Genomic DNA, 26551 nt, shown 5'->3' with positions numbered 1-26551 from the left:
CGAATGACCGCAGCTCACGCCACCGCTCGCCGAGCCCAACTCTTCGACCAGCTGGTGGAGCTGCTCCTGGCCGAGGGTTTCGCGCACCTCACGCTCGACGACATCGCGTCCCGCCTCCACTGCAGCAAGTCGACGCTCTACACCCTCGCCGGCAGCAAGGAACAGCTGGTGCGGGCGGCCACGGTCCACTTCTTCCGCGGCGCGACGGACCAGGTCGAGGCGGCCATCGCCGGCATCGAGGGCTTCGCCGACCGCCTCACCGCATACCTGTCGGCGGTCGGCGTCGCGCTGCAACCGGCGTCGGACCGGTTCATGGACGATCTCGCCGCGTTCGCACCCGCACGCGAGATCTACGAGCAGAACACGGCGTTCGCCGCCACACGCGTCCAAGAACTGATCGACGACGGCGCATCGACGGGTGAAGTCCGCAGTCTCCATGCGGCGTTCGTCGCCGATGTCGCCGCGTCGACCATGGCCCGAATTCAGAGCCGGGAGGTCGCGCAGCGCACCGGACTCGACGACTCGCAGGCCTACGCGGAACTCGCCGCGCTGCTGACGACGGGTCTCACGGACGCCGGTTCCTGACGGCCGATCCCCACTCCCGCGGCCCGCGCGACAGCCTTCAGCGTGGCCGTGAGCACCGACCGGTCGAGGCCTGCACTCCACCCGGTTCCGTCTGCCGTTCGGAATTCGACCACGGTCAACGCGTCGCTGTCGTTCCCGGAACGAACACTGCCCTGATGCAGATCGAGCATGTCGACCGGACGGTTCAGCGCGGCGAGTGCCGCGGCGACAGCCTCGACCGGACCTACCTCGTCGTGCGTGCTGACGTGGTCGACGCCGCCGACCCGCACGGTGACCGTCGTACGTGAGTTCCCGTCGACCTCGTAGCCCTGCAGAGTGACGTCGCCGTCGTCGAGATAGGCGTCCGAGAACATGCTCCACAACTCGGCCGGTGACACTTCGGTGCCTGCGTCGTCGGTGCGACGCTGGACGTGTCGGGCGAAATCGATCTGCAGGCGCCGCGGCAATTCGATGCCGTACTCGGTCTCGAGCAGGTACGCGATTCCGCCTTTGCCCGACTGCGAGTTGACGCGGATGACCGCGTCGTAGGAACGTCCGATGTCGGCCGGGTCGATCGGCAGATACGGCACTCGCCACTCGATCTCGCGCTCGTCGCGGCCCTCGGCGACAGCACGCGCCCGATGCTCCGCGAAGCCCTTCTTGATCGCGTCCTGGTGCGTCCCACTGAAGGCCGTGTGCACGAGATCCCCCACATAGGGATGTCGGGAGTGCACCTCGATCTGGTTGCAGTACTCCACGGTGCGGCGGATCTCGTCGATGTCCGAGAAGTCGATCATCGGATCGACGCCCTGCGCATGGAGATTCAGCGCCAGGGTCGCGAGGTCGACGTTTCCGGTGCGCTCGCCGTTACCGAAGATGCAGCCCTCGACACGTTGCGCACCTGCGAGCACGGCCAGTTCGGCGCATGCGATACCTGTTCCACGATCGTTGTGCGGATGTACCGACAGCACGACGGAGTCGCGTCGAGCCAGGTTCTTGTGCATGTACTCGATCTGGTCCGCATACACGTTCGGTGTCGCAACCTCCACCGTCGCAGGCAGATTCAGGATCACCGGCCGATCCGGTGTCGCGTCCCACGCGGTGGTGACGGCGTCGCACACGTCGAGCACGAAGTCGGGCTCGGTCAGGTTGAAGACCTCGGGCGAGAACTCGAAGCGCACGTTCGGCATCGAGCCGGCGAAGTGCAGAACGTCCTGTGCCCCAGCCAGAATCATTCGCTTCAGATCTTCTGCGGTCCGCCCCAGGACGACATCGCGCCACGTCGGTGCCGTCGCGGTGTACATGTGGACGACGACCGGATTCCGAATGCCCCGCACGGACTCGACGGTCCGTTCGATCAGGTCACGTCGCGCCGGGGTGAACACCACGACCGTGACGTCCTCGGGCGCGATGTCGGTCGAGGCGAGCAGCCGAACGAAATCGAAGTCGGTCTGCGACGCGGACGGATAGCCGACCTCGATCTCCTTGTAGCCCATCGCGACCATCAACTCGAAGAATCGACGCTTGCGCGCCGGGTCCATCGGTTCGGGCAGAGCTTGATTGCCGTCGCGCAGGTCGACGGGCACCCACAGTGGCGCGTGCGTGATCCGTCGACGAGGCCAATCACGTTCGGACAATGGAACTTCGACGCGTGAGTAGACGTCACGGTAGCGGTGGGACGGCATCTGCGAACCGCGCTGACGATTCCAGGTGGGCGCTCCGGCCGGGACAGGGCCCGACGGGGTCGAGACAGAGGTGAACATGCTGACGGTTCCTTCGGTGAAGTGGGAGTAGAACCGGCGCACGTGACAACCCCGCGGAGGGGAGCCGGTTCGACTAGGCCCCGCCGCGGCGGCGAAGGAGAAGCATCCCGTGGATCGACATGACAGCACCGTAGCACAACTCCTCAGACAAGTAGACGAGTATGCTCGGTCCTCGTGCCCCACGTACGCCGGACGTCCCTCGCCGATCAAGCGGCCGATCTTCTCCTCACGCGCATCCAGGCGGGCGAATGGGAGGTCGGCGCAAAACTCCCGGGCGAGACCACCCTCGGTCCCCAACTCGGAGTCGGACGCTCCACGGTTCGCGAGGCCATCCGCCAGCTGGCCGGACGCGGAATACTCCGAACTCGGCAGGGCGCAGGCGTTTTCGTGGCTGCACTCGAACCGGAGGAGGGGTGGGACACCGTGCTGCGCCGAGCCGACATCGACGCGGTCGTCGAAGCGCGTCTCGCGATCGAGGTCGAGGCTGCCGGCTGGGCCGCGCAGCGACGAACACCAGCAGACATCCGCCGGATGCGGGCCGCTCTGCGGTCGCGGGATCGACATCGAACCGACCTGGAGGAGATGGTCGACACGGACATCGCCTTCCACCGCACGGTCGTCGCGGCGGCGCACAACGAAATCCTCACCGGGCTGTTCGACGGCTTCAGCCCGCGACTGCGCGACGCCATGATCGACATGCTCCGGATCCACGGACGGTTCGGCTCCGACGAGGACCACGACGTGCATCGACGCGTCCTGGACGCCGTCGTCGACGCCGACGCGGCCGCAGCGCGCTCGCTCAGTCGTGCGCACCTCGAGTCGCTACACGGTCCGGTAGCCACGGCAGGGGTGCATAACGCTCCCTAACTCGGCGAAATCGACGGGATCCCGCACATCAGGTCGAGTTGGGGAGCGAAATACTCGGTACTACTTCCGCCGGTACAACCGCTCCGGGCGCCCGACGTTCCCGTAGTCGAGCGACACGTCCACCCGCCCGATCCCGACGAGGTATTCGAGGTATCGACGCGCACTCGATCGGGACATCCCCGAACGCTCCGACATCTCGCTCGCGGAGACAGCGCCATCGACGTCGCGCAGACGGTCCTCGACCAGCTCCAGCGTCACACGGCTGAGCCCTTTGGGGAGGTCGTTGCCTGTTCCGGTCAGCCCGAACGCCTTGTCCACCTCGGCTTGCTCGGCTTCCTGCGACGCACTCAAGCGCTGCCGCGTCGTGCGGTACTGCTCCAAACGGTCCTGCAGCGCAGCGAACTTGAACGGTTTGATGAGGTAGTGCACGACGCCGCTACGCAGGGCACGCTGCACGGACGCGACCTCGCGCTCACTGGTGATGACGAGAACGTCGACGTCGGGCACCGACTCGCGGAACCGCGCGATCAAGTCCAGTCCACTCGCTCCGGGCAGATGCACGTCGAGCAGCACCAGATCCGGTCGGAGGACCGACACGGCTTCGACGGCCGACTCCGGCGTGTGCGCGACCCCGCACACCATGAAATCGTCCACCTTGGAGACGAATCCGGAGTGCACCTTCGCAACCATGAAGTCGTCGTCGACGACCAGAACTCGTATCACTGCTGCTCCTCGATCACTGCCGTGAACACCGTCCATCCGCCGTCCGATCCGACGGACACGTCACCGCCGCGTCGGCGACAGACGAGCCGCACCAACGCCAGTCCGAAACCGTGCCCGGTACTCGCCGAACCCCGTGTGCTCCACCCTTGTTCGAAGATGCGTTCGGGATCCGGCACACCGGGTCCGTCGTCACGCACTTCGATCTCGATGCCGTCACCCTCTCGCAATGCGATCCGTACCCGACCCGACGACGCCGCGACGGCATTGTCGACGAGATTGCCGAGCACCGTGCACAAATCGCGCGAGAGTGCACCGCCGTGACTGCCGAGCCTCGACCCGTCGTCGATCTCGACCGACACCGAACGATGCGCCGCTGCACCGATCTTCGCGATCAACAGCGCGGCGACACCGACGTCGGACACCGAATCCGTCACCACCGACGTCGCACCCTCGCGGCGGGCGGTGAGTCCGTCGACGTAGTTCACCACTTCGTCGTACTCCTGCAACTGCACGAGACCGGAGATGGTGTGCAGCTGATTGTCGAATTCGTGAATGTGTTCCCGGAGCGCCGTGGAGCTGGTCCTGGTGACGCCCAACTCCTCTTCGACGTCGGTCAGTTCGGTGCGGTCGCGGAACGTGGTGACGGTTCCGACCGCCCTTCCCTTGGACACGATCGGGACCGTGTTCAGCACGAGCACGCGATCACCGACGACCACTATCTCGTCGTCCGATGCGGTACCGAGCAGCACGTCACGCAATCGGTCGGTCAATCCGAGTTCGTCGACGGTTCTGCCTTTGCTCCCGTGCTCGATGTGCAGCAACTCGTGAGCGCTCTCGCTCATCAGCAGGACGCGTCCGTTCGGGTCGAGGGCGACGACGCCTTCCTTCAACCCGCGCAGCATCGCCTCGCGCTGCCCGACGAGATCGAGGATCTCACTGGCCTCCATGCCGAGGGTCTGCCGTTTGACCCGTCGCGCGAGGAGGACCGACCCCACGCCGCCGAGCACCGACGCCACTGCCAGATAGACGATGAGGTTCGGCGCGGCCTGAAGAAAACGGTCGAGCGCCGACGGGTATCGATCTCCGACGACGGCGGTTCCGATGAACACACCCTCGTCGTCGAGCACGGGCACGTTGGCCTCGACGGCCTTGCCGAACGTCGTCTCGGTGAGGCCGACCGTCGATCCACCGGCGGCCGAGCGGGTCGTCGACCCGACCTGTTCGGGCACGGTGGACAGGATCACGGCACCGTCGCCGTCGGCCAGCTGCGCGTAGTCGAGCCCCGACACCGCACGCACCGATTCGACCGCACTCTGCAACCCGGTCCTGATACGAGGCTGCGCCGACGGCAACAGCTGCCGTACGACGGGGTTCGCGGCGAGCGTTTCCGCTGCGGACTGCGCTCGACGGCCCGCGTCCCGTTGGAACGTCGCCGACGACTGTGCAAGCGACAGCCCGCCGATCGCCACGAGAACGACGACGACGATCAGCAGCTGCAACCTCAGCAGCTGGGCCGCCAACGTAGTTCTGCGCACGAAAAGACACTACGTCTCACCTTCGTGCGCGAAGAACAAATGATCGTGCGCACAATGGACACAATTGAAACTGTGACCGCAAGGGTGACCCCAGTCACAAAGTGAGGTGTACTTCCTCGGTGCCCACGACGAGACTTCGAACTGCGACCAGCGCCCTGTGCGTCTCGGTCGCCGTTCTCGTGGGCGGTGCCGCAGCCGGTTGTGCAACGGAGCCGGCCGTCTTCGCCGGCCCCAACGGCAACGAGCGAGTCCGGTTCGTGGTTCCGTCGGACGCGGGTGGTGGCTACGACCTCACCGCCCGCAACCTGACGCAAACACTGAGCAACGACGACACCGACTACGACGTCGTCGTGCTCCCCGGTTCCGGCGGGGTCGTCGGACTGGGCAGGCTCGATCTCGAAGTCGGCAACCCCGACCTCGCGATGGTGATGGGCCTCGGACTCATCGGCGCCCTGGAAACGACGCCGTCTGCTCATTCGATTTCCGAGACCACGCCGCTCGCACGGCTGCTCGAAGAGCCCGAAGCCGTTCTCGTACCGGCCAACTCGCCACTTCGGACGATGTCCGATCTCGTCGACGCCTGGCGCGCCGACCCGTCGGGCCTCACCTTCGGCGGTGGATCCGCGGAGGGCGGACCGGACGGCGTGTTCCGCATCCTGTTGGCGCGGGCGATCGGCGTCGACCCGTCGGCATCGTCGTATCGCCAGTACGAGGGCGGCGGACAATTGCTTCCCGCACTGCTCACCGGGGACGTCGACGTGGCCACCACCGGCGTCAGCGAGTACCTGGACCAACTGGCGGCAGGCACCGTACGTGCACTGGCCGTCAGCACCGACGCGCGAATACCCGTCGTCGACGCACCCACTGCCCGCGAGGCAGGCGTCGACGTCGTGTTCGCGAACTGGCGCGGGCTTCTCGCGCCACCGGGCTTGTCACCGGACCAGATCGCGGTGTGGACCGACCGGATCCGCACTCTGGACGACTCCCCCGCCTGGCACGACGTGCTGACCCGAAACGGTTGGCGCAGCGCAGTTCTCACCGGTGACGACTTCTCCGAGTTCCTCGGCGAGCAAGCGTCGTTCGTATCCGAGACCTTGTCGGTCTCGTCGCACAGCTGAATCACTGCTTCAGTTTCGTAAAGGAGTACACCCATGCTCGTGATACTGGGCTTCCTCATGGTCGCCGTCTTCATGTATCTGATTCTCACCAAGCGTGCGACGCCTGTCGTCGCGCTGACGCTGGTCCCGGTTGCGTTCGGTCTCATGGCCGGTGCAGGACTGGGAATCGGCGACATGATCACCGACGGCATCAAATCCCTTGCGCCGACGGCCGCGTTGCTGTTCTTCGCGATCATCTTCTTCGGAATCATGATCGACGTCGGACTGTTCGATCCGCTGGTGAAGGGGATCCTGCGCCTCGTGCGCAACGACCCGATGAAACTCGTCGTCGGCACCGCCGTGCTCGCGATGGTCGTCTCGCTCGACGGCGACGGCTCGACGACGTTCATCATCGTCACCTCTGCGTTGTTGCCGCTGTACCTGAAACTCGGTGTGAGCCCGGTGATTCTGACGGTCGTGGCCGGCCTGTCGAACGCGACGATGAACATCATTCCGTGGGGTGGCCCGACGGTGCGTGCCGCGTCGGCGCTCGGTATCTCGCCGTCCGACGTGTTCGTTCCGATGGTGCCGTCGTTGATCGCGGGCCTGATCATCGTGCTTCTGTTCTCGATTCACCTGGGCATCATGGAGCGTCGTCGCCTCGGAAAGCTCGTCTACGAACCGGAATTGGTGCATGCTGCAGCATCCGGTGGTACCGGTCGAACCGGCGGAACCGGCAAGCACGACGGCCCCACGCCTCCGGCCACCGGCGGCAGCGGTGAGTCCAGCAGCTTCATGGACGGCGGACTCGACCCCGAGCGCGACACGCTGCGTCCGAAGCTGTTGTGGTTCAACGCAGCTCTGACGGTCGTCCTTCTCGTCGTCCTCGTCATGGACATCCTGCCGATTCCGGTTCTGTTCATGATCGCCGCATCGATCGCCCTGACGGTCAACTTCCCGCGGGTCAAGGATCAGGGCGAAGCCATTGCGCGGCACTCGTCGTCGATCGTGTCCGTCGTCGCGATGGTCCTCGCCGCCGCCGTTCTCACCGGTGTCTTCCAGGGAACCGGCATGGTCGAGGCGATGGCCTCGTGGCTGATGAACGTCATTCCCGATGCCCTCGGCCCGTTCCTGGCCGTCATCACCGGTGTACTGAGCATGCCGCTGACGTTCTTCATGACCAACGACGCGTTCTACTTCGGCGTCCTGCCCGTATTGACCGAGACCGCAGCACAATACGGCATCGAGCCCGTCGAGATGGCGCGTGCGTCGATCACCGGTCAGGCCGTTCACATGCAGAGCCCGCTGGTGCCCGCGATTCTGCTGCTCGTCACGTTGGCAGGCGTCTCGCTCGCCGATCACCACAAGAAGGTGCTGTGGCGTGCGGCGGTCGTGTCGCTGACCATGCTCGTCGTCGGCGTCGCCCTCGGCCAGATCCCGTTCGGCTGACCGTTTTCGCGACAAGGAGAACATCATGACCGTTGCAGTCGTACACAGCCAGACCGACGAAGGCAGGCAGGCTCTCGCCGCCGGGATCCGTGAGGCGCAGACCAGGAACACCGAACTGGTTGTGCTGCACGCACTGTCGGGGTCGCCCGAGCAGTCCGCACGTGATCGGGAGATCGCCGCGGTCGACGCCGCAGTCCGTGCCGTCGCCCCCGACGCCCGCGTCGAGGCAGCTCTGCCCGATCCCGATGCGACCAGCACCCTGCTGGCGCTCGTCGACAAGGTCGACGCGGAACTGGTGGTCATCGGCTCACGCCACCGCAGTGCAGTCGGGAAATTCCTGATGGGACAGCAAATACAGCGACTGCTTCTCGAAATTCCGGTCGAGATTCTCGTTGTCAAATCCAGGCAGTAGGCATGGACCTGATGCAACCGGCTTTTGTCACTGACGTAAGCTACTGATTCTCCAACGGTGAAGTCATCGCCGACAGTCGAAGTGCACACGATGCACTGGACCAGTGTGGTGATGGCATGGAAGACACGTCGCGAGTCGGTGATTCGCGTGCGTACTCGGATTCGACCCCGCTCGATGCCTTTCGCGATCTCCTGCGTTCGACCGTGCGCGTCGACACTCTTCTGCAGAGTGTCGTCGAGCAGGTCGTCGCGGTCGTGCCCGGCGCGGACATGGCGGGGGTGACGTTGCCCGGCGACCGAGCGGGCGAGATCGAGACGGCCGCGTGCACGGACGCGCGGGTGTACACCATCGACTCGGATCAGTTCCGTGCCCACGAAGGCCCGTGCGTCGACGCCGCGCACACCAGGTCGACGGTGCGAGCCCGCGAGACCGACATCGAGGGCCGGTGGCCGAGGTTCGCCGCCGATTCCGCCGACATCGGCGTCCGCAGTTACCTGTCGGCGCCGATCTCGGTGGATACGAACCGGACCGGCTCACTCAACGTGTACAGCTGGACCGATCACGGCTTCAGCGACACGGACGAGCTCCTGGTGGGCGTCTTCGCAGCGGCCGTGGAAAGCACCGTGTGGAATTTCCGGCTCGCTCAGGCGGCCCAGGCCGAACTGGACGGGCTCCGAGAGGCGATGCGGTCGAGGGCCGTGATCGAACAGGCCAAGGGAATCGTGATGGCGATCCGAGGCATCGGTCCCGACGACGCGTTCGACGTGCTGGCGATGCAATCGCAGAACGAGAACGTCAAACTGGCGGAGATCGCTCGTCGCGCTGTCGAATCGGTTGTCCGCGACTGATGACAGACGATCCCGAGGGCTGTGTTTTCAACCCACGGGATCTGGTGTTGGTGATCTCCGGATACCACCTGCACCTGTTGCTGGCCATGCCCACTCCCGGTGCGAGCGAAACTCGTCGCCCGCGTTTCGTTTCAGACGCCCCCGGGCATGCGTCGCAGGACTGTACGACGCGCGACGGCTTAGGGGGCTGACATGGCGACGGAACTACAGACCGACGCCACTACCGAACAGGTGTGGAGCGTCATTGCCGACGGCTGGAGTTACGGGACGTGGGTGGTCGGCGCGTCGCGTATTCGTGCCGTCGACGAGGCATGGCCGGCGAAGGGCAGCTGCATCCATCACTCGGTCGGGGTCTGGCCCCTGGTGCTCAGCGATCGGACACGATCCATCGGCGTCCACGAGGGTCGCGAACTGCGCCTCGAGGCCCGCGCGTTGCCGTTCGGTTCGGCGAGCATCACCTTGCGGCTGCACCCACTTGCATCCGGCTGCCGCATCGAGATGATCGAGCATGCATTGACCCCGCCCGCCAACCTCGTTCCGGACTCCGTGCAACATGCGCTGGTGCACCCCCGCAACAAGGAGGCGCTCCGGCGGCTCGCGTACCTCGCGGAAAGGTCCACGACGCCCGAATGAGCACCACCACAGCCGACGCCGTCGTCATCGGCGCAGGCCACAACGGTCTTGTCGCCGCAGCAGCGCTCGCCGACGCCGGATGGGACGTCGTCGTCCTCGAGGCCAACGCCCAGCCCGGCGGTGCCGTGCGCAGTGCGGAACTCGTACCCGGATACTCCAGCGACCTCTACAGCGCGTTCTACCCGCTCGGCGCGTCGTCACCGGCGATCAGGTCGCTGGAACTGGAACGCCACGGGTTGCGGTGGGTGCGCTCACCTGCGGTCTACGGTCATGCGCGTTCGGCCACGGACGAGAACGCGCCTGTCGTGCACAACGACGTCGCCGACACCGCAGCCGGTCTCGCCGAGCACGACCCCCGCGACGCCGACGCCTGGATCAGGCTGTTCGAGGACTTTCAACGCATCAAGAAACCGCTGCTCGACGCGTTCTTCGGCGCCCCGTTCCCACCGGTACGTGCCGGCGCTGCCCTGGCGAAGGCGCTGGGGCCCGCGGACATGCTGCGGTACATCCGCTTCATGGCCTTGCCCGCCCGGGTGATGGCACACGAGACGTTCCGCAGCGACGCTGCCCGCTGTCTACTGCTCGGCAACGCGATGCACGGCGACGCACCGGTCGACGCGCCGGTGAGCGGGGCGATGGGTTACCTGCTCACGATGCTCGCTCAGGACGTCGGATATCCGGTGCCGGAAGGCGGAGCCAGCGCGCTCATCGACGCCCTGGTGCGACGCGCAGGCAAAGCCCAGCTGCGGTGCGATACTCCCGTGACGCGCATCGGCGTCGAGAACGGCCGGGCCACCACCGTCCACACCGCCGCCGGTGACACCATCCGCGCGCGGAGAGCAATCATCGCTAACGTCTCGGCCCCGGCGCTGTACGAGACGTTGCTCCCGGCGGGCGTGCTGCCGAGGCGCGTGCACGACGACCTCGAGAAGTTCGAATGGGACACCCCGGTCGTCAAGATCAATTACGCGTTGGACCGGCCCATTCCGTGGCGATCGAAGAGTCTGTCGCTTGCCGGGACGGTACACCTCGGCGCCGACGACGACGGCCTGCTGCGTTGGATGACCGATCTGACGACGAACGTTCTGCCGAAGAAGCCGTTCATGCTGTTCGGACAGATGACCACCGCGGATCCGACGCGGTCGCCTGCGGGCACCGAGAGCGCGTGGGCCTACACGCATCTGCCGAGAGGCGTGACGGACAACGAGTCGGCCGACACGATCGCCGACCGCGCACACGAGGTCCTCGAAGAACACGCACCTGGTTTCGACGCCGCCGTCGTGGGCCGCGTCGTGCAGAGGCCGAACGACATGGCTGCAGCCGACGCGAACCTGTTCGGCGGGGCCGTCAACGGCGGAACGGCGCAAATCCAGCAGCAGTTGATCTTTCGCCCGATTCCGGGCTTGGGACGGCCTGAAACCCCGGTCGAGGGGTTGTTCCTCGGCAGTGCGTCCGCCCACCCCGGCGGGGGCGTGCACGGTGCAGCCGGAATGAATGCAGCCCGCGCGGCACTGGGCCAGCACGGGCTGTTGGGACCGATAAGGAAAAAGGTGACCAGCTCGTTGCTCGAGCTGGTCACCCGCCCACCTGGACCTGAAGTCAGGCCACGGCGTCTGCGACCGACGTGAACCTACGAACAGCAGGTACGACGTTCGCGGCCTCCAGCAATCTGTGCACTGGATGACCCTCGACGAGGCGCCACACCGTGCCCGCCTCGGCGGCGGCATCGTCCAGGGCCGCGAACACTCGCAACCCTGCGATACCGAAGAAGCCCACGTCGGACAGGTCGAGGATCAGGCGTACACCCGATGCAATTCGTCCGCACGCATAGTCGATCAGAATCGGCGCGCTGCGAATATCGATGTCACCGTGCACCGTGACCACCACCGATGCGTCGCCTGCCGGCTCCGCACTGAAGATGGCACCGGTCTCGGCGACCGCTACCGAACTGGACTTCGCTGCGTGTGTGTTGGTGCCTCCCCCGTCGTTCAACCCCTGTGGAGTAACAGTCATAGCCATCCCATCGTTGAGCGATTGGGAGGGAAACTGCCCCGCGAAGTAAGAAATCCGCTGAGTGGAAGAAACCGCTGACGGTTGGGATCCACCCGGGCGTCTCCCCCGACGGCTGTTATCTCAACCTCGATCAACCCTACGGCACTGAACCTCGTCCGTATAGTCGCGCCGGTTTCGTCCCAGCATGAGCGGGGCATTCGCCGTTCGAGGAGGGGACGTATCTACAGCTAGGAAGGCGGTGCCATGAAGGCAGTCACGTGGCAGGGAAAACGCAAGGTCAGCGTGGACACGGTGCCCGATCCGAAGATCGAGAAGCCGACCGACGCGATCATTCGCGTCACGACGACCAACATCTGCGGCTCCGATCTGCATCTGTACGAGGTGCTCGGCGCTTTCATGAATCAGGGAGACATCCTCGGGCACGAGCCCATGGGAATCGTCGAGGAAGTCGGCTCCGAGGTCACGAATCTGCAGGTCGGCGATCGCGTCGTCGTGCCGTTCCAGATCTCGTGCGGCAGCTGTTTCATGTGCAACGGCGGATTGTTCACTCAGTGCGAGACGACGCAGGTCCGCGAACAAGGCATGGGCGCTGCGATCTTCGGCTACTCGAAACTGTACGGCGCAGTTCCCGGAGGCCAGGCGCAGTATCTGCGCATCCCGCAAGCGCAGAACACACACATCAAAGTCCCTGTCGGACCGGATGATTCGCGGTTCGTCTACCTGTCGGACGTCCTCCCGACGGCATGGCAGTCGGTCGAGTACGCAGGCATCCCGGACGGCGGATCGGTGACGGTACTCGGTCTCGGCCCGATCGGCGACATGGCCGCGCGCATCGCAGCACACAAGGGATACCGCGTCATCGGCGTCGACCGAGTTCCGGAACGCTTGCAGCGCTTGGCCGCTCGCGGTATCGAGGTGTTGAACTTCGACGAGCACCCCAAGGACCTGGGTGACGTCATTCGCGATCGAACCGACGGCCGCGGAACGGATTCCGTCATCGACGCCGTCGGCATGGAAGCGCACGGATCACCGGTGTCCAAACTCGCACACGACATCACGGGACTTCTTCCCGACGCGATCGCCGGTCCGTTCATGCAGAAGGCAGGCGTCGACAGGCTCAGCGCCTTCTACAGCGCGATCGACATCGTGCGGCGGGGCGGAACCATCTCGCTGATCGGCGTGTACGGCGGCATGGCCGACCCGATTCCGATGCTGACGTTGTTCGACAAGCAGATTCAGCTCCGCATGGGGCAGGCGAACGTGAAGAAGTGGGTCGACGACATCATGCCGCTTCTCACCGACGACGATCCGCTCGGCGTCGACAGTTTTGCGACGCACGTGCTTCCCCTCGACGAGGCACCGCACGCGTACGACATCTTCCAGAAGAAGCAGGACGGTGCAGTGAAGGTTCTCCTGAAGCCATGACGCGTATTCGAATGGTCAAGGGCGGGCCCCTCATGGTCGAGGGGCCCGTCGAGATCGAGCTGCCGGACGGCGAAACCGTCGAGTCGGACCGAGTCACGGTGGCGCTGTGCATGTGTCACCGCAGCAAGAACTATCCGTTCTGCGACACCAGCCACCGCAAGCGACGCTGAGCCACCGCACCGAACGTCATTGCGTCCAGCGGCGAATCATGGCGTCTCCGAAGCGATCTTCGACGAACGCGAGCGCCCGCATCCCGAACACGACGTCCGCCTCGAGTTCGGGATGCGCGGCCACGAGCGATCCGACGACGTCGTGCCGCATGATCTGTTCGTGCACCGCGTCGGCCTCGACGTGTTCGGCGTAGAACCGGACGCACTCCGCGGGAGCCCCGAGCCGCTCGAAGGCCGTGACGAGACGCGCCGAACCCGGCGACGACGTGATCTCGGTTGCCGCGAAATGCCCGACTGCGGCGCCACGCAGCGCACGATGCAACCCGAAGAGCGACATCAGATTGACGACGGCCAACATCTCCGGCACAGCCGAATCAAGGTACGCCAGATACGTGGTGTCCATGTTCGCGGCGCGCATCGCGTCCGCGTAGAGCTGCTGATGGACTCGTTCACCTCGGCCTGCGCCGAACTCGTCGTACTCGACCGCGACGAACGACGCCTTCGCCTGACCCGTCAGACGCGGTATGGCGAATGCGTGCGGATCGGCTTCCTTCAGGTGATACAGCGACCGGTTGGCGAGGTACTCCTGCATCTGCGCCCACGACGCGTCGTCACGCAGGAACCACGACGGTCCGGTGCCCGTTCTGGGTTCGATCGACAACGCGTCCATCTCGGCGACGACGTCGTCACCCGGCTCCACGTTCGCGCGTACGGTCGTGAGAAATCGGCGTTCCAGTTCTCGCCGGAATCCGAGAATGCCCGCGTGCCATTCCCATTCGTCGTCGACGCCGTCGAAGCTTCGATAGTGCAGTTCGTAGCAGACGTACAGGGCGAGCTGCAGATCCGCACCGAGGGGGTCGGCATCGCCAGGAATGTCCGGCAGGTCAACGGGCATCGCCGGATCACCGCGAAGGGCGTCGACCACCGCGGCGGACAGCGGTCCCCGAGGTTCGGGCAACTTGCCGGGCAGCGTGAAATCGGTCGATTCGGCTGGGGTCTTCTCGGCGGTCAGGGCGGGCGTCATTCGACGCGGTTACCCTCGTGGCCGGGGTACGAAACGGTGTCGGGGCGCAACTCGTCGTGATGGGCTCGCATCGCGTCGATCAGCACGGTGAACACCCGATGCGCCGCGGCCAGGTCCGGATCGGGCAGGTCCGCGAGGGCAGCATGGGTCTTCTCACCCAGCGGACCGAAGAATCCGCGCGCGACGTTCATGCCGTGGGTGTCGTACCGCAGGATGACCTTCCGTCGGTCACGCTCGTCCTTCTCGCGTCTGATGTGGCCCGACGCGATCATGCGCTCGACGAGGTAGGTCATCGCCGCGGACGTCAGCCCCAACTGCGCGCCGAGTTCGCCTGCGGTCAGGGGCTTGCCGTCGACGTCGGCGACCATGATCAGCAGCAGTGCACGAAAATCGTTGGGCCGCAGATCGTGCAGCGATCCGAAGGCACGGCCGATCTCCTCGGACACCGACGACAGCGCACGGACGTCCGACGAGATCAAGGACTCCAGTTCGCTGCGATCGGGCACGACGGACAGACTATCGCGCCACGCCGACGCCAGATCCTTCAGTTGCTTAATTGTTAAGTTGATGAGATTGTTGGCGGGTGAACTTCTGGACCCGGTTTGCCCGAATAGTCACCTTCCGACACTCGTGGGCGCTCGCGCTCGCCGTCGTTCTCCTGTCCGGCGGCTTCATGGCCGCCGTCGGCGAGAACGACTCGGCGGGCAGCGCACCCTCGTCGATACCGTCGTCCGCCGAATCCGCGCAGGTCACCGAGTTGCTGACGCAGTTCCCGGACTCGGACACGGCTCCCGTCATCCTGGTCGTGTCGCGAGCCGACGGCGCGGCGCTGACCGAAGCGGACACCGCCGCGGCCCAGCAGGCGCTCGATCGGACCGGTGACGGTGCTGCCACGCCCCTCGTCCCGTCTCCCGACGGCGAGGCAGTCCTCGGCCTGATCCCCGTCGACGCGTCCCTGTCCGGTTTCGGACTGAACGACCTCGTCACGTCCCTGCGGGAGGCGGCGACCGACGGTCTTCCCGACGGCCTGCAAGCACAGGTCACCGGCGGTCCCGCGTTCGGCGCGGACATCGCGAACTCGTTCTCCGGTGCCAACTTCACGTTGCTCGCCGTCACCGCCCTCGTCGTCGCGATCCTGCTGATCGTCACCTACCGCTCCCCGATCCTGTGGCTCGTACCGCTCGTCGTCATCGGCCTCGGCGATCGCGTCGCGACCTCGGTCGGGACGGCCCTGGCCGACGTCACCGGCCTGTCGTTCGACGGCTCGACGTCGGGCATCACCAGCGTTCTCGTCTTCGGCGCGGGCACGAACTATGCGCTGCTTCTCATCTCGCGCTATCGCGAAGAACTGCGCACGACGACGGAACACCGAACTGCACTCGAACGCGCCGTCCGGCATGCCGGTCCCGCCATCCTGGCGAGCAACGCGACCGTCGTCCTCGCATTGCTGACGCTGCTGCTGGCGATGTTGCCGAGCACGCGAAGCCTGGGCGCGCTCGCTGCCGCGGGCCTCGTCGTCGCAGCGATCTTCGTACTGGTCGTGCTGCCACCGCTTCTGGCGCTGTGCGGACGAAAGTTGTTCTGGCCGTTCGTACCGGGCCCCGACGACCGAGACACGGCGACGTCGGGTCCGTGGTTCCGCATCGCCGAGGCCGTGACGAGGCATCCGATCCGCACCGCGAGCGTCACCATCGTCGCGCTCGTCGCCTGTGCCGCAGCGCTGTTCGGTACCGGGATCGGGCTGTCGCAGACCGAGCAGTTCCGTGTCACCGCCGAGTCCGTCGAAGGATTCGAGACCCTGGCCGAGCATTTCCCGTCCGGACTCGCGGACCCGACGACCGTCGTGGCACCGACCGAATCGGCCGCAGCCGTCGAGACCGCACTCGACTCGGCAGCCGGGGTCGATTCGTTCACCCGCGTTGCGGATTCGGGTACCGGTCTGACCCGCTGGTCGGTGGTCACCGACGCGGCACCGTCGTCCGACGACGCATTCGCCACGGTCGAGAACGTGCGCGCGTCGTTCGACGACATTCCGGGTGCGCTGGTCGGCGGAAGCGACGCACAGGCCCTCGACACCTCCGACGCGGCCGCCCGCGACCGACTCGTGGTCGTGCCTGCGATTCTCCTCGTCGTGTTCGCCGTGCTGATCGCGTTGCTACGTGCCGTCGTCGCGCCGGTTCTGCTCGTGGCGACGACGGTCCTGAGCTCGCTGGCCGCCATCGGTGTCGGAAGTTGGGTCAGCGACCACGTGTTCGGCTTCCCGGCTCTCGACGACAACGTGCCGCTGTACGCGTTCCTGTTCCTCGTCGCGCTCGGCGTCGACTACACGATCTTCCTCGTCACGCGCACCCGGGAGGAAACCCCTGGGCACGGCACCCGGTCGGCCATCGTGCGCGCGGTCGGAGCGACGGGTGGCGTCATCACCAGCGCCGGAATCGTGCTCGCCGCGGTGTTCTGCGTACTCGGCGTGTTGCCCCTCATCACGCTGACCCAGCTGGGAATCATTGTGGGACTTGGCATTCTGCTGGACACGTTCGTCGTCCGCACTCTGGTCATCCCAGCACTGTTCACCCTGATCGGCCCGGGGATATGGTGGCCGAATCGAATCGATTCGGACAGTTCGGAATCGACAGCACAGAAGGAGCGAGTCTCATGACAGTACGGTCGATGATCACACGCAGCGCCCTCGCGGCAGCGTGCGTGACATTCATGGGTGCAGGCGTCGCGCAGGCAGCGCCGCCGACGGGATCGGCCGGGTGGGAGCCGTTGGCTCCGGTTCCGTCGCTCGACGTCGAACGGTACCTCGGAACATGGAACCAGGTCGCCGCGGTCCCGCAGCCGTTCAACCTCGAATGCGCCCGTGACACTCAGGCGAACTACCAGTTGATCGATCCGACGAACATTCGCGTCGAGAACACGTGCACGACGTGGACGGGCGGCTCCAACGGCATCGTCGGAAACGCACGGGTGAACGACACCGTCACCAATGCCCAACTGCACGTGAGCTTTCCGGGCGTCCCGACGCAGGACAGCCTCGACGGACCGACCAACTACATCGTCGCGTACATCGCCGACGACTACTCGTGGGCACTCGTCGGCGACCCGCTGCGGACGTCGGGCTTCGTGCTGTCGCGTTCACCCGAGGTGAGCGTGGAACAGTTCCGTGAGATCCGTGCCGTCGTCGAGTCGAAGGGATACAACTCGACGACTCTGCTGACCTCGCCGACCCCCGGGGGCGCCACCGAGATCCGCCCGCTGTCGACCGTGTAGGCGCGTCGCACGTGCGCGCGAATGTATAGCGGGCTGTACATTCGCGCGCACGGGTCTTACTCCACGTTCAGCGCCACCCGCCGCAGCAGACCCGACAGCGCTTCCAGATCGTCCGCATCCAGGCCGTCGAGCAGTCCGCGGTCACGCTCGAGCCGGACCGGAAAGACCCGGTCGACGAGGTCGCGCCCCGCGTCGGTCAGCTGTAGCAGCACGACTCGCGCGTCGCGTTCGAACCGCAGCCGCTCGATCAAGCCCTCCTTGACCAGACGCTCCGAAATCTTCGTCGTCGACGCGCCACTGAGCATCGTCACCGACGTCACCTCACTGGCCCGCAGCGCCCGTCCCGTACGGCGCAACGCGCTGAGGACGTCGAATTCCGCGCGGGACACACCCATGGGCGCGAGCGTCACGTCGAGCAGATGATTGGCCTTCGCGGAAATGCGGCCGATACGAGCCAGCACCTCGATCGGGGAGGTGTCGATGTCGGGAAAAGTCGTCGACCACTCGCGTCGGACCTGGTCGACGAAGTCCCCGCCCGATTTCTGCGCCCGAATCATGTGAGCAACCCTACGTCGATCCATTTTAATTTACTAGTGAAATACAGATAAACTACTTCGGTGACCGCGCCACTCGACAGACTTCAGCACTCCCGTTCCGCGCTCGCCCATGCCGTCTCCGGCCGCGCCTGGAAGCAAGCGACCCGACTCGGCCGCGCCGACGCGTCGGTCGCCCCGGCCGTGCGCGTGGGTCTCGCTGTCGCCGTCGTCCTGGTCGCGGGCAAACTGCTCGGCCACCCGGAGTTCGCGGGCTTCGCCGCACTGGGCGCTCTCGTCTCGGCGTTCGGTCGGTACGAGCCGTACCCGCGCCGCGCAGGGAAACTCGCGCTCGTCGGTGGACTGATCGTTCTGTACGCGACGTTCGGCGCCGTCCTGGGCGTCTCGACGTCGTTCGCCGCTCAGGTGTGGGCGATTTCCATCGCGTCCGGAGTCGCGGCGCTGCTGCTGGCGGCGTTCGAGATCGCCGGCCCCGGGCCCGTCATCCTCATCTTCGCCGCGACGGCGGGCGTCGGCTTCGGTCACACGGCGCCGGACGTAGAGGCGGTGTTCGCAGCCGTTCTCGTCGGCGCCGTCGTCGGCTGGGTCGCTGCGATGCTGCCCGCCCTGCTCCACCCCGTCGGGCCCGCCCAGCTGGCGGTGGCCCGCGCACTCGCCGCGGTCGACAGCCACAACGAACCGGTCGCACGCGCCGCGATCGCCCGCGCGCGAACCGTCGTCGCGCTCAGTCCTCGCCGCAGCAGCGGCCACGTACACAGCCTCGGTCTCGTGACCCTGCTCGACGACGCCGAAGCACTTCTCGACGCCTGGGCCCGTGGCGACGAGGCAACTCATGCCCAGGAGGTTCTCGCGCACGAGCGTGCACTGCGCAGGATGCGGCGTCACGACGCGTTGCCGGTACGTGCTGCCCAACTGTCGGCGCGGCCGACCAACTTCTTCTCGACGGGACTCGCGCGCCTGGCCTCGAAGTCGTTGCTGCTCAATGCCGTCCGCATCGCGGCGGCGGCCGCGCTCGCGGGCTGGTGCGCCCAGGCGTTCGGGTTCGATCACCCGCTGTGGGCCACGATGGGTGCACTGGCGGCGATGCAGGGCATCACGTTCCACACGACGGTCCAACGCGGAATCCAACGTCTGCTGGGCAACGTGGGCGGTGCAGTGATCGCGGCCGGACTGATCGCGCTGTCGCTCGGCTACTGGCAGACGACGGTTGCGATCGTCGTCTGCCAGATCGCCGCCGAAATGTCGGTGATGAGGAACTACGCACTCACGTCGCTGGCGATCACCCCGATGGCCCTGATGATGACCGGACTTGCCGGTCACCTGTCGCCGACGGTTGCCGTCGACCGCGTCGCGGACACACTCATCGGGGTTCTGATCGGCGTCGTGATCACGGCGGTCACCATCGAGATCGGTGACCGCCAGCACTTGAACTGACGCGTCAGCCGAGGACGGTCGCGACCGGTGTCGAGGACCGTCCGATCAGCTTCTGCAGGTCACCCGACTCGGTGTCGAGCTCACCGCGCGCGATGCCCGCGTCGGCGCTCGGCAGCATCTCCGCGACGAACTCCGGCAGGCCGGCGCCGAGCAGAATCTGCTTGTACTCGGCCTCGGTGACGTCGTGGTACGCGATGGGCTTTCCGGCGATCGTCGAGATGACGTCGGCCAGCTCGGCGTAGGTCAGTCGCTCGTCGCCACCGAGCTCGTAGATCCTGCCGCCCTGGTTCTCCGACAGCAACACGGTGGCAGCGGCGGCCGCGTAGTCGGCGCGCGCGGCCGCGGCGATCCTGCCGTTCCCCGCCGACCCGAGCAACGCGCCGTTCTCGATGGTCTGCTGCAGCGACGCGGCGTAGTTCTCCCAGTACCAGCCGTTGCGCAGAATCGCCGCAGGCACGGACGAGTCGGCGAGCAGCTTCTCGGTCGCGAGGTGCTCGGCAGCGAGGCTGACGCCGGACGTATCGGCCTTCAAGATGCTCGTGTACGCGATCAGCGAGACGCCGGCCGCTTCCGCGGCATCGATCACGTTGGCGTGCTGGGGAACCCGCTGTCCGACGTCGGATCCCGAGACGAGAAGAAGCTTGTCGACGCCGGTCAGCGCCGCCTTCAGCGCGTCGGCGTCGGTGTAATCCGCGACGCGGACCTGGACGCCGCGATCGGCGAGCCCCTGCGCTTTCGCTGCGTCACGCACAACGGCGACGACGTCGCTCGCGTCCACTCCGCGGCCCAGAAGCTCCTCGACGACGAGTGCTCCGAGGTGTCCGGTGGCGCCGGTTACTGCAATGGTCATGGCTGTTCCTTCGTCGGTGGTTCGCGGTCGACCGCCACTATGCGCTTACTTTTCGTGCGGTGCAACCCTTGAGGTAAGCACTGCCGTGATCGCATGCGCTAGCATGCACATCATGAGCGAGGGATCGGACGGCAATTTCGAGGCCGACGTCTTCGCGCGCAACTGCTCGTCGCGCGAAGCGCTGCAGAACGCGACGAGCAGATGGGGCATCCTCGCCCTCGCCGCCCTCGCGGAGGGTGACTATCGCTTCAATGCGTTGCGTCGCCGCGTGGACGGTGTCAGCGAACGCATGCTGTCGCAGACACTGCAGACCCTCGAACGCGACGGCATGGTCGTGCGGACTGTTCTCGAGTCCATTCCCCCCAAGGTCGAGTACAGCCTGACGCCGCTGGGCCGCGAGGTCGCGACGCATCTGACGAGCCTCATCGAACTCGTCGAATCCTCGTTGCCCGACGTCGTGGCCGCGCGGGAGCGTCACGACGCAAAGCCGGCCTAGAATCCGCCGCGCACTGCTAGCGTGCTGCCGTGTCAGGAATTCGGAGAAGGTCCTTCCTCGCCGCGACGGGTGCGGCGCTCGGGACAGTCGCACTGGGCTCTTCTCGCGCGTGGGCGACGCCGTCGGGTCTGGATGTCGGCCGCGGCGTCGGCGACATCACCGGTGAGCCCCTCGGTGCAGGCATGAACGGATACGCCGTCCTCGAACAATCCTCTGCCGGACTGCATCTGCGCCAGCGCGCCCGCGCGTTCGTCTTCGTCGACGCCGCATCCGGCGGGCGGCTCGCCCACGTGACGTGCGAGCTCGGGTTGATGTTCGAGAGCATCTTCGAGGAGGTCCTGCGCCGCCTGGCGATGCGTTACGGCGAGACCTATCACCGCGGCAACGTCCTGCTGTCGGCGACGCATACCCACGGCGCCCCCGGCGGCACGGACGGTCACCTCCTGGTCGACATCACCACTCTCGGTTTCAGACCGGCGACGTTCGAATCCAACGTCGCCGGCATCGTCGACGCGATCGTGCGTGCGCACGACGACGTACAACCCAGCCACGTGTCGATCGCGTCGGGTTCGCTCGACGACGCAGGCGTCAATCGGTCTCCGATGGCGTTCGACCGCAATCCCGACCGCGACCGGTTCTCGGACCGGATCGATCCACGCTCGGTCAATCTGCAGGTGACTCGGGGCGGTGAACTGGTCGGCGTCGTCAATTGGTTCGCGACACACGGCACCTCGATGAAGGCGACCAACCTGCTGGTCAGCACCGACAACAAGGGCTACGCGGCGTGGCACTGGGAACGTGAGGTGGAACGAGTCGATTACCGAAACCCGAGCTTCGTCGCGGCGTTCTGCCAGAGCACGCCCGGCGACATCACGCCCAACCTCGAGGGGCAACCCGGCACGGGTCCGACGACCGACGAGTTCGAGAACACTCGCATCATCGGCCTCCGGCAGTTCGAGACGTCGCAGGTGCTCGCCGAAACGACTGCGCCACAGCTCGATTCGGGTGTCGACGTTCGGTGGGTGTACGTCGATTTCTCCCAGTACACCGTCCGCCCGGAATTCACCGGCGACGGACAGACCCACACGACCAGCCCGGCCTCGCTGGGTGCCGCGTTCGCCGCATCGAGCCAGGAGGACGGTGGTGGCATTCCGGCGCTCGGACTCCAGGAGGGCGAACGGGGTGGCAATCCTGCACTGGCAGCGCTCGGTTCGGTGCTGCTCCCGCAGTGGCTGCGCGACGCCCAGGCATCGAAGGACGTCGTGCTTCCCGTCGGGTTGATCCCCGGAATCGTGCAACAGATCCTCCCGTTCCACCTGGCACGCCTGGGAAGCTTTCACCTGTTCACGTGTCCGTTCGAACCGACGATCGTCGCCGGATCCAGACTGAGAACGGCCCTCGCCGACGCACTGGCCGTCGATCGCGAACTCGTCGTCGTCCAGGGATACACGAACGGATACGGGCATTATCTGACGACGCCGGAAGAATACGACCAGCAGGACTACGAGGGCGGCGCAACGGTTTTCGGACGATGGCAGCTTCCCGCGACGATGCAGATCGCGGTCGAACTGGCGTCGGCCATGCGCGACGGCCGTCCCGTCGACAGCGGCACGGCACAACGCGACCTGACCGGGCTCGTTCCGAGCGCACCCACCGGAAACCCATTCGTCGACCTGCCCAGTCCTGGACGGTCTTTCGGTGACGTGCTCACCGAGCCGGCCGCACGCTATGCGGCGGGCCAACAGGTGTCGGTGCGATTCTCGGGCGCCAATCCCAACTCGAATCTGCGACGCGACGACACGTACCTCGCGATCGAGCGGGCCGACGACACCGGGTGGACACGGGTTTTCGACGACGGCGACTGGTACACGAAGATCTACTTCGACAACGTCGGCCCGATCACGGAAACGACTGTCACATGGGACATTCCGCGCTCGCAGCAGGCCGGGCGCTATCGCGTCGTCTATTTCGGTGACGCCCGGTCGGCGGACGGCCGACTCACGCCGTTCACCGGAACCACGGCCGAGTTCGACGTGGCCTGACCATGTCGCTCGAGCACAGAGCCATCGCGTTGATGACGGCGCTGACGTTCACGACCGGAATTGCCGACGCGGTGGGATTCCTCGCCCTCGACCGCACTTTCGTCGGCAACATGACCGGCAACGTCGTCGTCCTCGGTATGGGCGTCGCGGGCGGTGACGACCTTCCGGTACTGAGTCCCGTCATCGCGCTGGTGTCGTTCACCGGCGGCGCGGTCGCGGCGGGATTCGCTCTGCGTGGCGCTGCGGGACGCTGGAACCGCCGCACCACAGCGCTCGTCACAGCCGGTGGTCTCGTGCTCGGGGCCGCCGCGGTAGCGCTGTTCCTGCTCGACACCGACGACGGTCGAACTCGGATCGGAATCGCGGCGGCCGCAGCGCTGGCGATGGGCCTTCAAGCCACGGTCGCCCGCGCCGTCGCGGTCAAGGACATGACCACGGTCGTCGTGACGTCGACGCTCACGTCGTTCGCCAGCGAGTCGTTGACGGTCCCGAACGCCGAATCGTGGTGGGCCCGACTCGCCGACCGCCGCGTCGGTGCCATAACGGCGATCTTCGTCGGTGCCGTCGTCGGCGCGTTGTTGCTACTCGTGCATCCCGGTCTGGCGTTGCTCACCGCGGCCGTGCTGACACTGGCCGTCGCCGTCGCAGGTCGGCTCGCCCTACCGTCAGGGCTGTAGCAGGGCGCCGAGCACTGCCGCCGTGAGTGCGACGACCTCGTCGTGGTCCGCCTCGGCCAACGCGTCGAGAGTCCCCGACGACCGACCCATCGCGATGCCTGCCAGGGCGGCGACGGCCAGCTGCGCTCGAAGGCGAGGGTTGTCGAGCCCCCCGGCGGTCATGCGTGCCTGAACCCCGGCCGTCAGACGCTGGTCGACGCGTTCCGACGCGGCAGCCTGCACCGCGGGATCGTCGTGGGCGCGCATGACCGCATGCAGGACAGGGCTCGGTCCGACGTCGTGAATTCGCCTCAGTGCGTCGTCGATCCGACGCGGCTCGCTGATGTCACCGAGCTCTGCGACCTCGTCGTTGCCCGCGGGCAGCGTCGCGATGTACAGCGCGGCCTTGTTACCGAAGTAGCGAGCGATCAGCGCGGGGTCGGCACCTGCGCGTTCGCCGATCTCTCGAATCGTCGTGCGCTCGTATCCGCGGGTTCCGAACAGTTCAGCGGCGGCGGCGAGAAGGTCTCGACGGGTCCGGGTGGAATCTCGACTGCGTGTCATCTCTCTCCCACCGAATGCGTTCTGCGCGAATCCACGTCGTACGCGAAGCCGCCCGACACCGCCGACTCCACGCTCTCGTCCACCAGCGACTTCGACACCCGACGTCGCGCATACGGCAGGCCCAGGGCCAGCAGTCCCGTCACGATCCACAGAACGATGCCTGCGGTGGCCGTCGCCGAGTATCCGTCGTCCGTCGGGTACACCGCGCCGGGCAGGGTGTAGGCGGCGAGAATGGTTGCGCTGAGCGCACTTCCGACGGCACCGCCGACGGTGCGCGTGACCTGGTTGACGCCGAGGGCACTCCCGGTCTCGTGCGACGGCACCGCGCTGACGATCAGCGCGGGCATCGCCGCGAACGTCAAGCCGACACCGAGACCCGCGATACCCATCACGGCGAACACGACCCACAACTCCGAACGCCCGACCGCCAACAGGACCAGCGCGACGACGAACGCCACGGCCCCGAGCGGCATCACCAGGGTGCGCGGCACCCACCGACTCGCACTCGGCAGAAGCCGGTTGGCGACGACGCTCGCCAGCGAGAACGGGACGAGGACGAGGCCCGCGACCATCGCGGAACGACCGAGTCCGTATCCGGTGTCCTCGGGCGTCTGCACCAGTCGAATGACCGTGGAGGACAGCACGAACATGCCGATGCCCGCCAGCAGCCCGGTGACGTCGGCCGTCAGGACGGATCTGTTGCGCAGCAACGACAGCTGTACGAGCGGGAACGCGCAGCGCACCTCGTGGCGTGCCCACAGCGGCAGGACGACGACGCAGATCGCCGAGGGCCATGACGTCCACCCCCAGGTACCGCCGGTACTGAGCGCGAGGAGCAACGCCGTCAGGCCCGCACCGAGCAGAACCGCTCCGAGGACGTCGAGGGGACGACGCTTCAGGTGGCCGCTGGTCGGCACGATGAACACCGACGCGAGAAGCACAGCCGACGTCGCGATCGCGGCGACGACGAAGCACGCGTGGAATCCCCAGTAGTGGGCGATTACTCCGGTGAGCGGGTAGCCGAGTCCGATCCCGGCGACCGCGGTGACCGACAGCGCCGCGACGCACGACCGAGCACGCGCAGGTGCGAGATGATCGCGAGCGACCGCCATCGCCAGCGGCATCAGCCCGAGGCCGATGCCCTGAAGTGCTCGTCCGACGATCAGCATCGCGAAGTTGCCCGGCATCGCGGCGAGCACACACCCGAGCGCGACGACCGCAAGTGACCCGACCACCGCCTGCTTGCGGTGGGGTCCGTCGCCGAGTCTGCCGAGGATCGGGACGGTGACGGCGCCGGTGAGCATCGCGATGGTCAGCGACCACTGCGCGCTGGTGAACGACACCCCGTACGTGGATGCAACGGTCGGAATCAATGGGGCACCCACACTGCTCACGACGGCGACGACCGTGCAGATCGACACCAGTACCGGAACGAGCCCGCGTCTCACCGCGGTCGGCAGCGTGTCATCGGTCGATGTCATCGCTTGATGATATGCCGCGCAAGTCCAAGTTACCGAACCGACATCGTTCCGAGACTCGACCGTTACGATGGCGGATGTGTTGTCGTGTCGTGCAACGGGAAGCGTGATGTAAGAGGCGTCACAGCGTTTCGTCCCAGCGCGAGCGCCTCCGACCGGCTCGACCACCACTCGGAAGGCGTCCTCATGTCTCTCGCACGTAACACGACGATCACTCGCGCGCTCGGCGGTGCTGCATCCCTCGGAATCGCTCTTGCCTGCGCGGCACTGCTACCGGGCACCGCATCCGCAGCGCCCGTCGAATGCACGACTGCACCTTCAGGCGCCGCCGAAACCGGCCTCGCGGGGGCGTCCCAGTGCGACAGCACTGCCGATGCGACCAGCGCCGCCGCGGGCTATGGATTCGAAGGCTGGGGATCGGCGACCGCGCTGAGCAACGCCGCCGCCCTGGCGCTCGGGTTCGGCGGGGGAACCGCGGTGTCCGACGCGACGTTCGGCGCGGGTCCCGCCGCGATCTCGTTCGGTCCTGGCAGCGTCGCCACCAACGAGGCCATCGGACCCGGTCTGTCCATCGCCATCGCAGGCCCCGGTTCCGTCGTGACACTGACACCGACGGGCGCGGTCTGCAACGGCCCCGGCATCGCGGGAAGCTTCACCACATTGCAGGGCTGCATCGGCTGACCG

General features: G+C 66.4%; 27 protein-coding genes. 17 read left to right on the top strand and 10 right to left on the bottom strand.

Annotated elements, in window-relative coordinates:
• Nucleotides 1-3: 3 nt before the first annotated feature.
• Nucleotides 4-585, top strand: a complete 582-nt coding sequence (locus RhoFasB10_RS06000; protein ID WP_068425056.1) for a TetR/AcrR family transcriptional regulator — start codon at nucleotides 4-6, stop codon at nucleotides 583-585.
• Here RhoFasB10_RS06000 and RhoFasB10_RS05995 read toward each other — a convergent pair.
• Nucleotides 531-2327, bottom strand: coding sequence for a 2-isopropylmalate synthase (locus RhoFasB10_RS05995; RefSeq protein WP_167675576.1), 1797 nt, complete (start codon nucleotides 2325-2327; stop codon nucleotides 531-533). The two genes, RhoFasB10_RS06000 and RhoFasB10_RS05995, sit on opposite strands and share 55 nt — an antisense overlap.
• A gap of 174 nt (nucleotides 2328-2501) precedes the next feature.
• On the opposite strand from RhoFasB10_RS05995, the gene RhoFasB10_RS05990 reads away from it, so the two are divergent.
• Nucleotides 2502-3194 carry an FCD domain-containing protein gene (locus RhoFasB10_RS05990; RefSeq protein WP_167675574.1) on the top strand — a complete coding sequence of 231 codons (693 nt, stop codon included), beginning with the start codon at nucleotides 2502-2504 and terminating at the stop codon, nucleotides 3192-3194.
• 60 nt (nucleotides 3195-3254) lie between these two features.
• Here RhoFasB10_RS05990 and RhoFasB10_RS05985 read toward each other — a convergent pair whose 3' ends face one another.
• Both RhoFasB10_RS05985 and RhoFasB10_RS05980 read right to left on the bottom strand, forming a co-directional pair.
• A complete protein-coding gene (locus RhoFasB10_RS05985; RefSeq protein ID WP_174551404.1) occupies nucleotides 3255-3917 on the bottom strand; it encodes a response regulator in 663 nt (220 codons plus the stop codon).
• The gene (locus RhoFasB10_RS05980) at nucleotides 3914-5452 is read right to left on the bottom strand and encodes an ATP-binding protein (protein WP_068425065.1); all 1539 of its coding nucleotides are present in this window, start codon (nucleotides 5450-5452) and stop codon (nucleotides 3914-3916) included. The genes RhoFasB10_RS05985 and RhoFasB10_RS05980 overlap by 4 nt, the downstream gene beginning before the upstream one ends.
• A gap of 119 nt (nucleotides 5453-5571) precedes the next feature.
• Here RhoFasB10_RS05980 and RhoFasB10_RS05975 point away from each other — a divergent pair, with 119 nt between their 5' ends.
• From RhoFasB10_RS05975 to RhoFasB10_RS05950, 6 genes are all read left to right on the top strand, one after another.
• Complete coding sequence (locus tag RhoFasB10_RS05975; protein ID WP_254303489.1) at nucleotides 5572-6570, top strand: tripartite tricarboxylate transporter substrate-binding protein; 999 nt, start codon at nucleotides 5572-5574, stop codon at nucleotides 6568-6570.
• 33 nt (nucleotides 6571-6603) lie between these two features.
• Entirely contained in the window at nucleotides 6604-7998 is a 1395-nt protein-coding gene (locus RhoFasB10_RS05970; RefSeq protein ID WP_167675572.1) for a citrate:proton symporter, read from the top strand.
• A 25-nt stretch (nucleotides 7999-8023) separates the two neighbouring features.
• Nucleotides 8024-8410: a universal stress protein gene (locus tag RhoFasB10_RS05965; protein WP_167675570.1), complete on the top strand. Its 387-nt coding sequence runs from the start codon at nucleotides 8024-8026 to the stop codon at nucleotides 8408-8410.
• Between the two features lie 116 nt (nucleotides 8411-8526).
• Nucleotides 8527-9258: a GAF and ANTAR domain-containing protein gene (locus RhoFasB10_RS05960; RefSeq protein ID WP_084423702.1), complete on the top strand. Its 732-nt coding sequence runs from the start codon at nucleotides 8527-8529 to the stop codon at nucleotides 9256-9258.
• Between the two features lie 192 nt (nucleotides 9259-9450).
• Complete coding sequence (locus RhoFasB10_RS05955) at nucleotides 9451-9891, top strand: SRPBCC family protein (RefSeq protein WP_068425077.1); 441 nt, start codon at nucleotides 9451-9453, stop codon at nucleotides 9889-9891.
• Nucleotides 9888-11519 carry an NAD(P)/FAD-dependent oxidoreductase gene (locus RhoFasB10_RS05950; protein ID WP_068425079.1) on the top strand — a complete coding sequence of 544 codons (1632 nt, stop codon included), beginning with the start codon at nucleotides 9888-9890 and terminating at the stop codon, nucleotides 11517-11519. Before RhoFasB10_RS05955 ends, RhoFasB10_RS05950 begins: the two co-directional genes overlap by 4 nt.
• On the opposite strand, the gene RhoFasB10_RS05945 is transcribed toward RhoFasB10_RS05950, so the two are convergent.
• Nucleotides 11491-11904 (bottom strand): STAS domain-containing protein, encoded by a 414-nt coding sequence (locus RhoFasB10_RS05945; RefSeq protein WP_240930929.1) that lies wholly within the window; start codon nucleotides 11902-11904, stop codon nucleotides 11491-11493. The genes RhoFasB10_RS05950 and RhoFasB10_RS05945 overlap by 29 nt on opposite strands.
• A 243-nt stretch (nucleotides 11905-12147) precedes the next feature.
• On the opposite strand from RhoFasB10_RS05945, the gene RhoFasB10_RS05940 reads away from it, so the two are divergent.
• Nucleotides 12148-13329 carry a zinc-dependent alcohol dehydrogenase gene (locus RhoFasB10_RS05940; RefSeq protein ID WP_068425085.1) on the top strand — a complete coding sequence of 394 codons (1182 nt, stop codon included), beginning with the start codon at nucleotides 12148-12150 and terminating at the stop codon, nucleotides 13327-13329.
• Nucleotides 13326-13499 carry a CDGSH iron-sulfur domain-containing protein gene (locus RhoFasB10_RS05935; protein WP_167675568.1) on the top strand — a complete coding sequence of 58 codons (174 nt, stop codon included), beginning with the start codon at nucleotides 13326-13328 and terminating at the stop codon, nucleotides 13497-13499. The genes RhoFasB10_RS05940 and RhoFasB10_RS05935 overlap by 4 nt, the downstream gene beginning before the upstream one ends.
• A gap of 16 nt (nucleotides 13500-13515) precedes the next feature.
• On the opposite strand, the gene RhoFasB10_RS05930 is transcribed toward RhoFasB10_RS05935, so the two are convergent.
• Together RhoFasB10_RS05930 and RhoFasB10_RS05925 are read right to left on the bottom strand one after the other, a co-directional pair.
• On the bottom strand, nucleotides 13516-14523 hold the full coding sequence (locus RhoFasB10_RS05930) for an iron-containing redox enzyme family protein (protein ID WP_167675566.1): 1008 nt from the start codon (nucleotides 14521-14523) through the stop codon (nucleotides 13516-13518).
• On the bottom strand, nucleotides 14520-15029 hold the full coding sequence (locus RhoFasB10_RS05925; RefSeq protein WP_167675564.1) for a MarR family winged helix-turn-helix transcriptional regulator: 510 nt from the start codon (nucleotides 15027-15029) through the stop codon (nucleotides 14520-14522). Before RhoFasB10_RS05925 ends, RhoFasB10_RS05930 begins: the two co-directional genes overlap by 4 nt.
• Before the next feature lie 167 nt (nucleotides 15030-15196).
• Between RhoFasB10_RS05925 and RhoFasB10_RS05920 the strand changes: the two genes are divergently transcribed.
• Together RhoFasB10_RS05920 and RhoFasB10_RS05915 are read left to right on the top strand one after the other, a co-directional pair.
• A complete protein-coding gene (locus tag RhoFasB10_RS05920; RefSeq protein WP_167675654.1) occupies nucleotides 15197-17179 on the top strand; it encodes an MMPL family transporter in 1983 nt (660 codons plus the stop codon).
• 53 nt (nucleotides 17180-17232) lie between these two features.
• Nucleotides 17233-17793 (top strand): lipocalin family protein, encoded by a 561-nt coding sequence (locus RhoFasB10_RS05915; RefSeq protein WP_068426130.1) that lies wholly within the window; start codon nucleotides 17233-17235, stop codon nucleotides 17791-17793.
• Between the two features lie 56 nt (nucleotides 17794-17849).
• Here the strand turns inward: RhoFasB10_RS05915 and RhoFasB10_RS05910 are convergent, their stop codons facing one another.
• Nucleotides 17850-18350, bottom strand: a complete 501-nt coding sequence (locus RhoFasB10_RS05910) for a MarR family transcriptional regulator (RefSeq protein ID WP_167675562.1) — start codon at nucleotides 18348-18350, stop codon at nucleotides 17850-17852.
• A 60-nt stretch (nucleotides 18351-18410) separates the two neighbouring features.
• Between RhoFasB10_RS05910 and RhoFasB10_RS05905 the strand changes: the two genes are divergently transcribed.
• Complete coding sequence (locus RhoFasB10_RS05905; RefSeq protein WP_167675560.1) at nucleotides 18411-19781, top strand: FUSC family protein; 1371 nt, start codon at nucleotides 18411-18413, stop codon at nucleotides 19779-19781.
• 4 nt (nucleotides 19782-19785) lie between these two features.
• Here the strand turns inward: RhoFasB10_RS05905 and RhoFasB10_RS05900 are convergent, their stop codons facing one another.
• Nucleotides 19786-20631 carry an SDR family oxidoreductase gene (locus RhoFasB10_RS05900; protein ID WP_167675558.1) on the bottom strand — a complete coding sequence of 282 codons (846 nt, stop codon included), beginning with the start codon at nucleotides 20629-20631 and terminating at the stop codon, nucleotides 19786-19788.
• 112 nt (nucleotides 20632-20743) lie between these two features.
• Between RhoFasB10_RS05900 and RhoFasB10_RS05895 the strand changes: the two genes are divergently transcribed.
• Genes RhoFasB10_RS05895 through RhoFasB10_RS05885 form a run of 3 tightly spaced genes read left to right on the top strand, consistent with a single transcriptional unit; the run spans nucleotide 20744 to nucleotide 23846 of the window.
• Nucleotides 20744-21127, top strand: a complete 384-nt coding sequence (locus RhoFasB10_RS05895) for a helix-turn-helix domain-containing protein (protein WP_068426137.1) — start codon at nucleotides 20744-20746, stop codon at nucleotides 21125-21127.
• Between the two features lie 29 nt (nucleotides 21128-21156).
• Nucleotides 21157-23169, top strand: coding sequence for a neutral/alkaline non-lysosomal ceramidase N-terminal domain-containing protein (locus tag RhoFasB10_RS05890; protein WP_167675556.1), 2013 nt, complete (start codon nucleotides 21157-21159; stop codon nucleotides 23167-23169).
• Between the two features lie 2 nt (nucleotides 23170-23171).
• The gene (locus tag RhoFasB10_RS05885) at nucleotides 23172-23846 is read left to right on the top strand and encodes a YoaK family protein (RefSeq protein WP_167675554.1); all 675 of its coding nucleotides are present in this window, start codon (nucleotides 23172-23174) and stop codon (nucleotides 23844-23846) included.
• On the opposite strand, the gene RhoFasB10_RS05880 is transcribed toward RhoFasB10_RS05885, so the two are convergent.
• A complete protein-coding gene (locus RhoFasB10_RS05880) occupies nucleotides 23835-24389 on the bottom strand; it encodes a TetR/AcrR family transcriptional regulator (RefSeq protein WP_167675552.1) in 555 nt (184 codons plus the stop codon). The genes RhoFasB10_RS05885 and RhoFasB10_RS05880 overlap by 12 nt on opposite strands.
• Nucleotides 24386-25870 (bottom strand): MFS transporter, encoded by a 1485-nt coding sequence (locus RhoFasB10_RS05875; protein WP_167675550.1) that lies wholly within the window; start codon nucleotides 25868-25870, stop codon nucleotides 24386-24388. Before RhoFasB10_RS05875 ends, RhoFasB10_RS05880 begins: the two co-directional genes overlap by 4 nt.
• Nucleotides 25871-26053: 183 nt before the next feature.
• On the opposite strand from RhoFasB10_RS05875, the gene RhoFasB10_RS05870 reads away from it, so the two are divergent.
• Complete coding sequence (locus tag RhoFasB10_RS05870; RefSeq protein WP_114331401.1) at nucleotides 26054-26548, top strand: DUF6764 family protein; 495 nt, start codon at nucleotides 26054-26056, stop codon at nucleotides 26546-26548.
• Nucleotides 26549-26551 lie beyond the last annotated feature (3 nt).

The sequence above is a fragment of the Rhodococcus sp. B10 genome, from assembly GCF_011770055.1.
Lineage (GTDB): Bacteria > Actinomycetota > Actinomycetes > Mycobacteriales > Mycobacteriaceae > Rhodococcoides > Rhodococcoides kyotonensis_B.
The sequence above is the reverse complement of the archived record's forward strand: the minus strand, read 5'-3'. Positions and strand labels throughout refer to the sequence as shown.

Bases quoted from the DNA above. Each gene is read 5' to 3' on its own strand.
- RhoFasB10_RS05895 (WP_068426137.1), top strand. From the start codon at position 20,744: ATGAGCGAGGGATCGGACGGCAATTTCGAGGCCGACGTCTTCGCGCGC.
- RhoFasB10_RS05955 (WP_068425077.1), top strand. From the start codon at position 9,451: ATGGCGACGGAACTACAGACCGACGCCACTACCGAACAGGTGTGGAGC.
- RhoFasB10_RS05920 (WP_167675654.1), top strand. From the start codon at position 15,197: ATGGCCGCCGTCGGCGAGAACGACTCGGCGGGCAGCGCACCCTCGTCG.
- RhoFasB10_RS05885 (WP_167675554.1), top strand. From the start codon at position 23,172: ATGTCGCTCGAGCACAGAGCCATCGCGTTGATGACGGCGCTGACGTTC.
- RhoFasB10_RS05870 (WP_114331401.1), top strand. From the start codon at position 26,054: ATGTCTCTCGCACGTAACACGACGATCACTCGCGCGCTCGGCGGTGCT.
- RhoFasB10_RS05875 (WP_167675550.1), bottom strand. From the start codon at position 25,870: ATGACATCGACCGATGACACGCTGCCGACCGCGGTGAGACGCGGGCTC.
- RhoFasB10_RS05930 (WP_167675566.1), bottom strand. From the start codon at position 14,523: ATGACGCCCGCCCTGACCGCCGAGAAGACCCCAGCCGAATCGACCGAT.
- RhoFasB10_RS05960 (WP_084423702.1), top strand. From the start codon at position 8,527: ATGGAAGACACGTCGCGAGTCGGTGATTCGCGTGCGTACTCGGATTCG.
- RhoFasB10_RS06000 (WP_068425056.1), top strand. From the start codon at position 4: ATGACCGCAGCTCACGCCACCGCTCGCCGAGCCCAACTCTTCGACCAG.
- RhoFasB10_RS05940 (WP_068425085.1), top strand. From the start codon at position 12,148: ATGAAGGCAGTCACGTGGCAGGGAAAACGCAAGGTCAGCGTGGACACG.
- RhoFasB10_RS05970 (WP_167675572.1), top strand. From the start codon at position 6,604: ATGCTCGTGATACTGGGCTTCCTCATGGTCGCCGTCTTCATGTATCTG.
- RhoFasB10_RS05995 (WP_167675576.1), bottom strand. From the start codon at position 2,327: ATGTTCACCTCTGTCTCGACCCCGTCGGGCCCTGTCCCGGCCGGAGCG.
- RhoFasB10_RS05900 (WP_167675558.1), bottom strand. From the start codon at position 20,631: ATGACCATTGCAGTAACCGGCGCCACCGGACACCTCGGAGCACTCGTC.
- RhoFasB10_RS05935 (WP_167675568.1), top strand. From the start codon at position 13,326: ATGACGCGTATTCGAATGGTCAAGGGCGGGCCCCTCATGGTCGAGGGG.
- RhoFasB10_RS05965 (WP_167675570.1), top strand. From the start codon at position 8,024: ATGACCGTTGCAGTCGTACACAGCCAGACCGACGAAGGCAGGCAGGCT.
- RhoFasB10_RS05950 (WP_068425079.1), top strand. From the start codon at position 9,888: ATGAGCACCACCACAGCCGACGCCGTCGTCATCGGCGCAGGCCACAAC.
- RhoFasB10_RS05910 (WP_167675562.1), bottom strand. From the start codon at position 18,350: ATGATTCGGGCGCAGAAATCGGGCGGGGACTTCGTCGACCAGGTCCGA.
- RhoFasB10_RS05945 (WP_240930929.1), bottom strand. From the start codon at position 11,904: ATGACTGTTACTCCACAGGGGTTGAACGACGGGGGAGGCACCAACACA.
- RhoFasB10_RS05915 (WP_068426130.1), top strand. From the start codon at position 17,233: ATGGGTGCAGGCGTCGCGCAGGCAGCGCCGCCGACGGGATCGGCCGGG.
- RhoFasB10_RS05880 (WP_167675552.1), bottom strand. From the start codon at position 24,389: ATGACACGCAGTCGAGATTCCACCCGGACCCGTCGAGACCTTCTCGCC.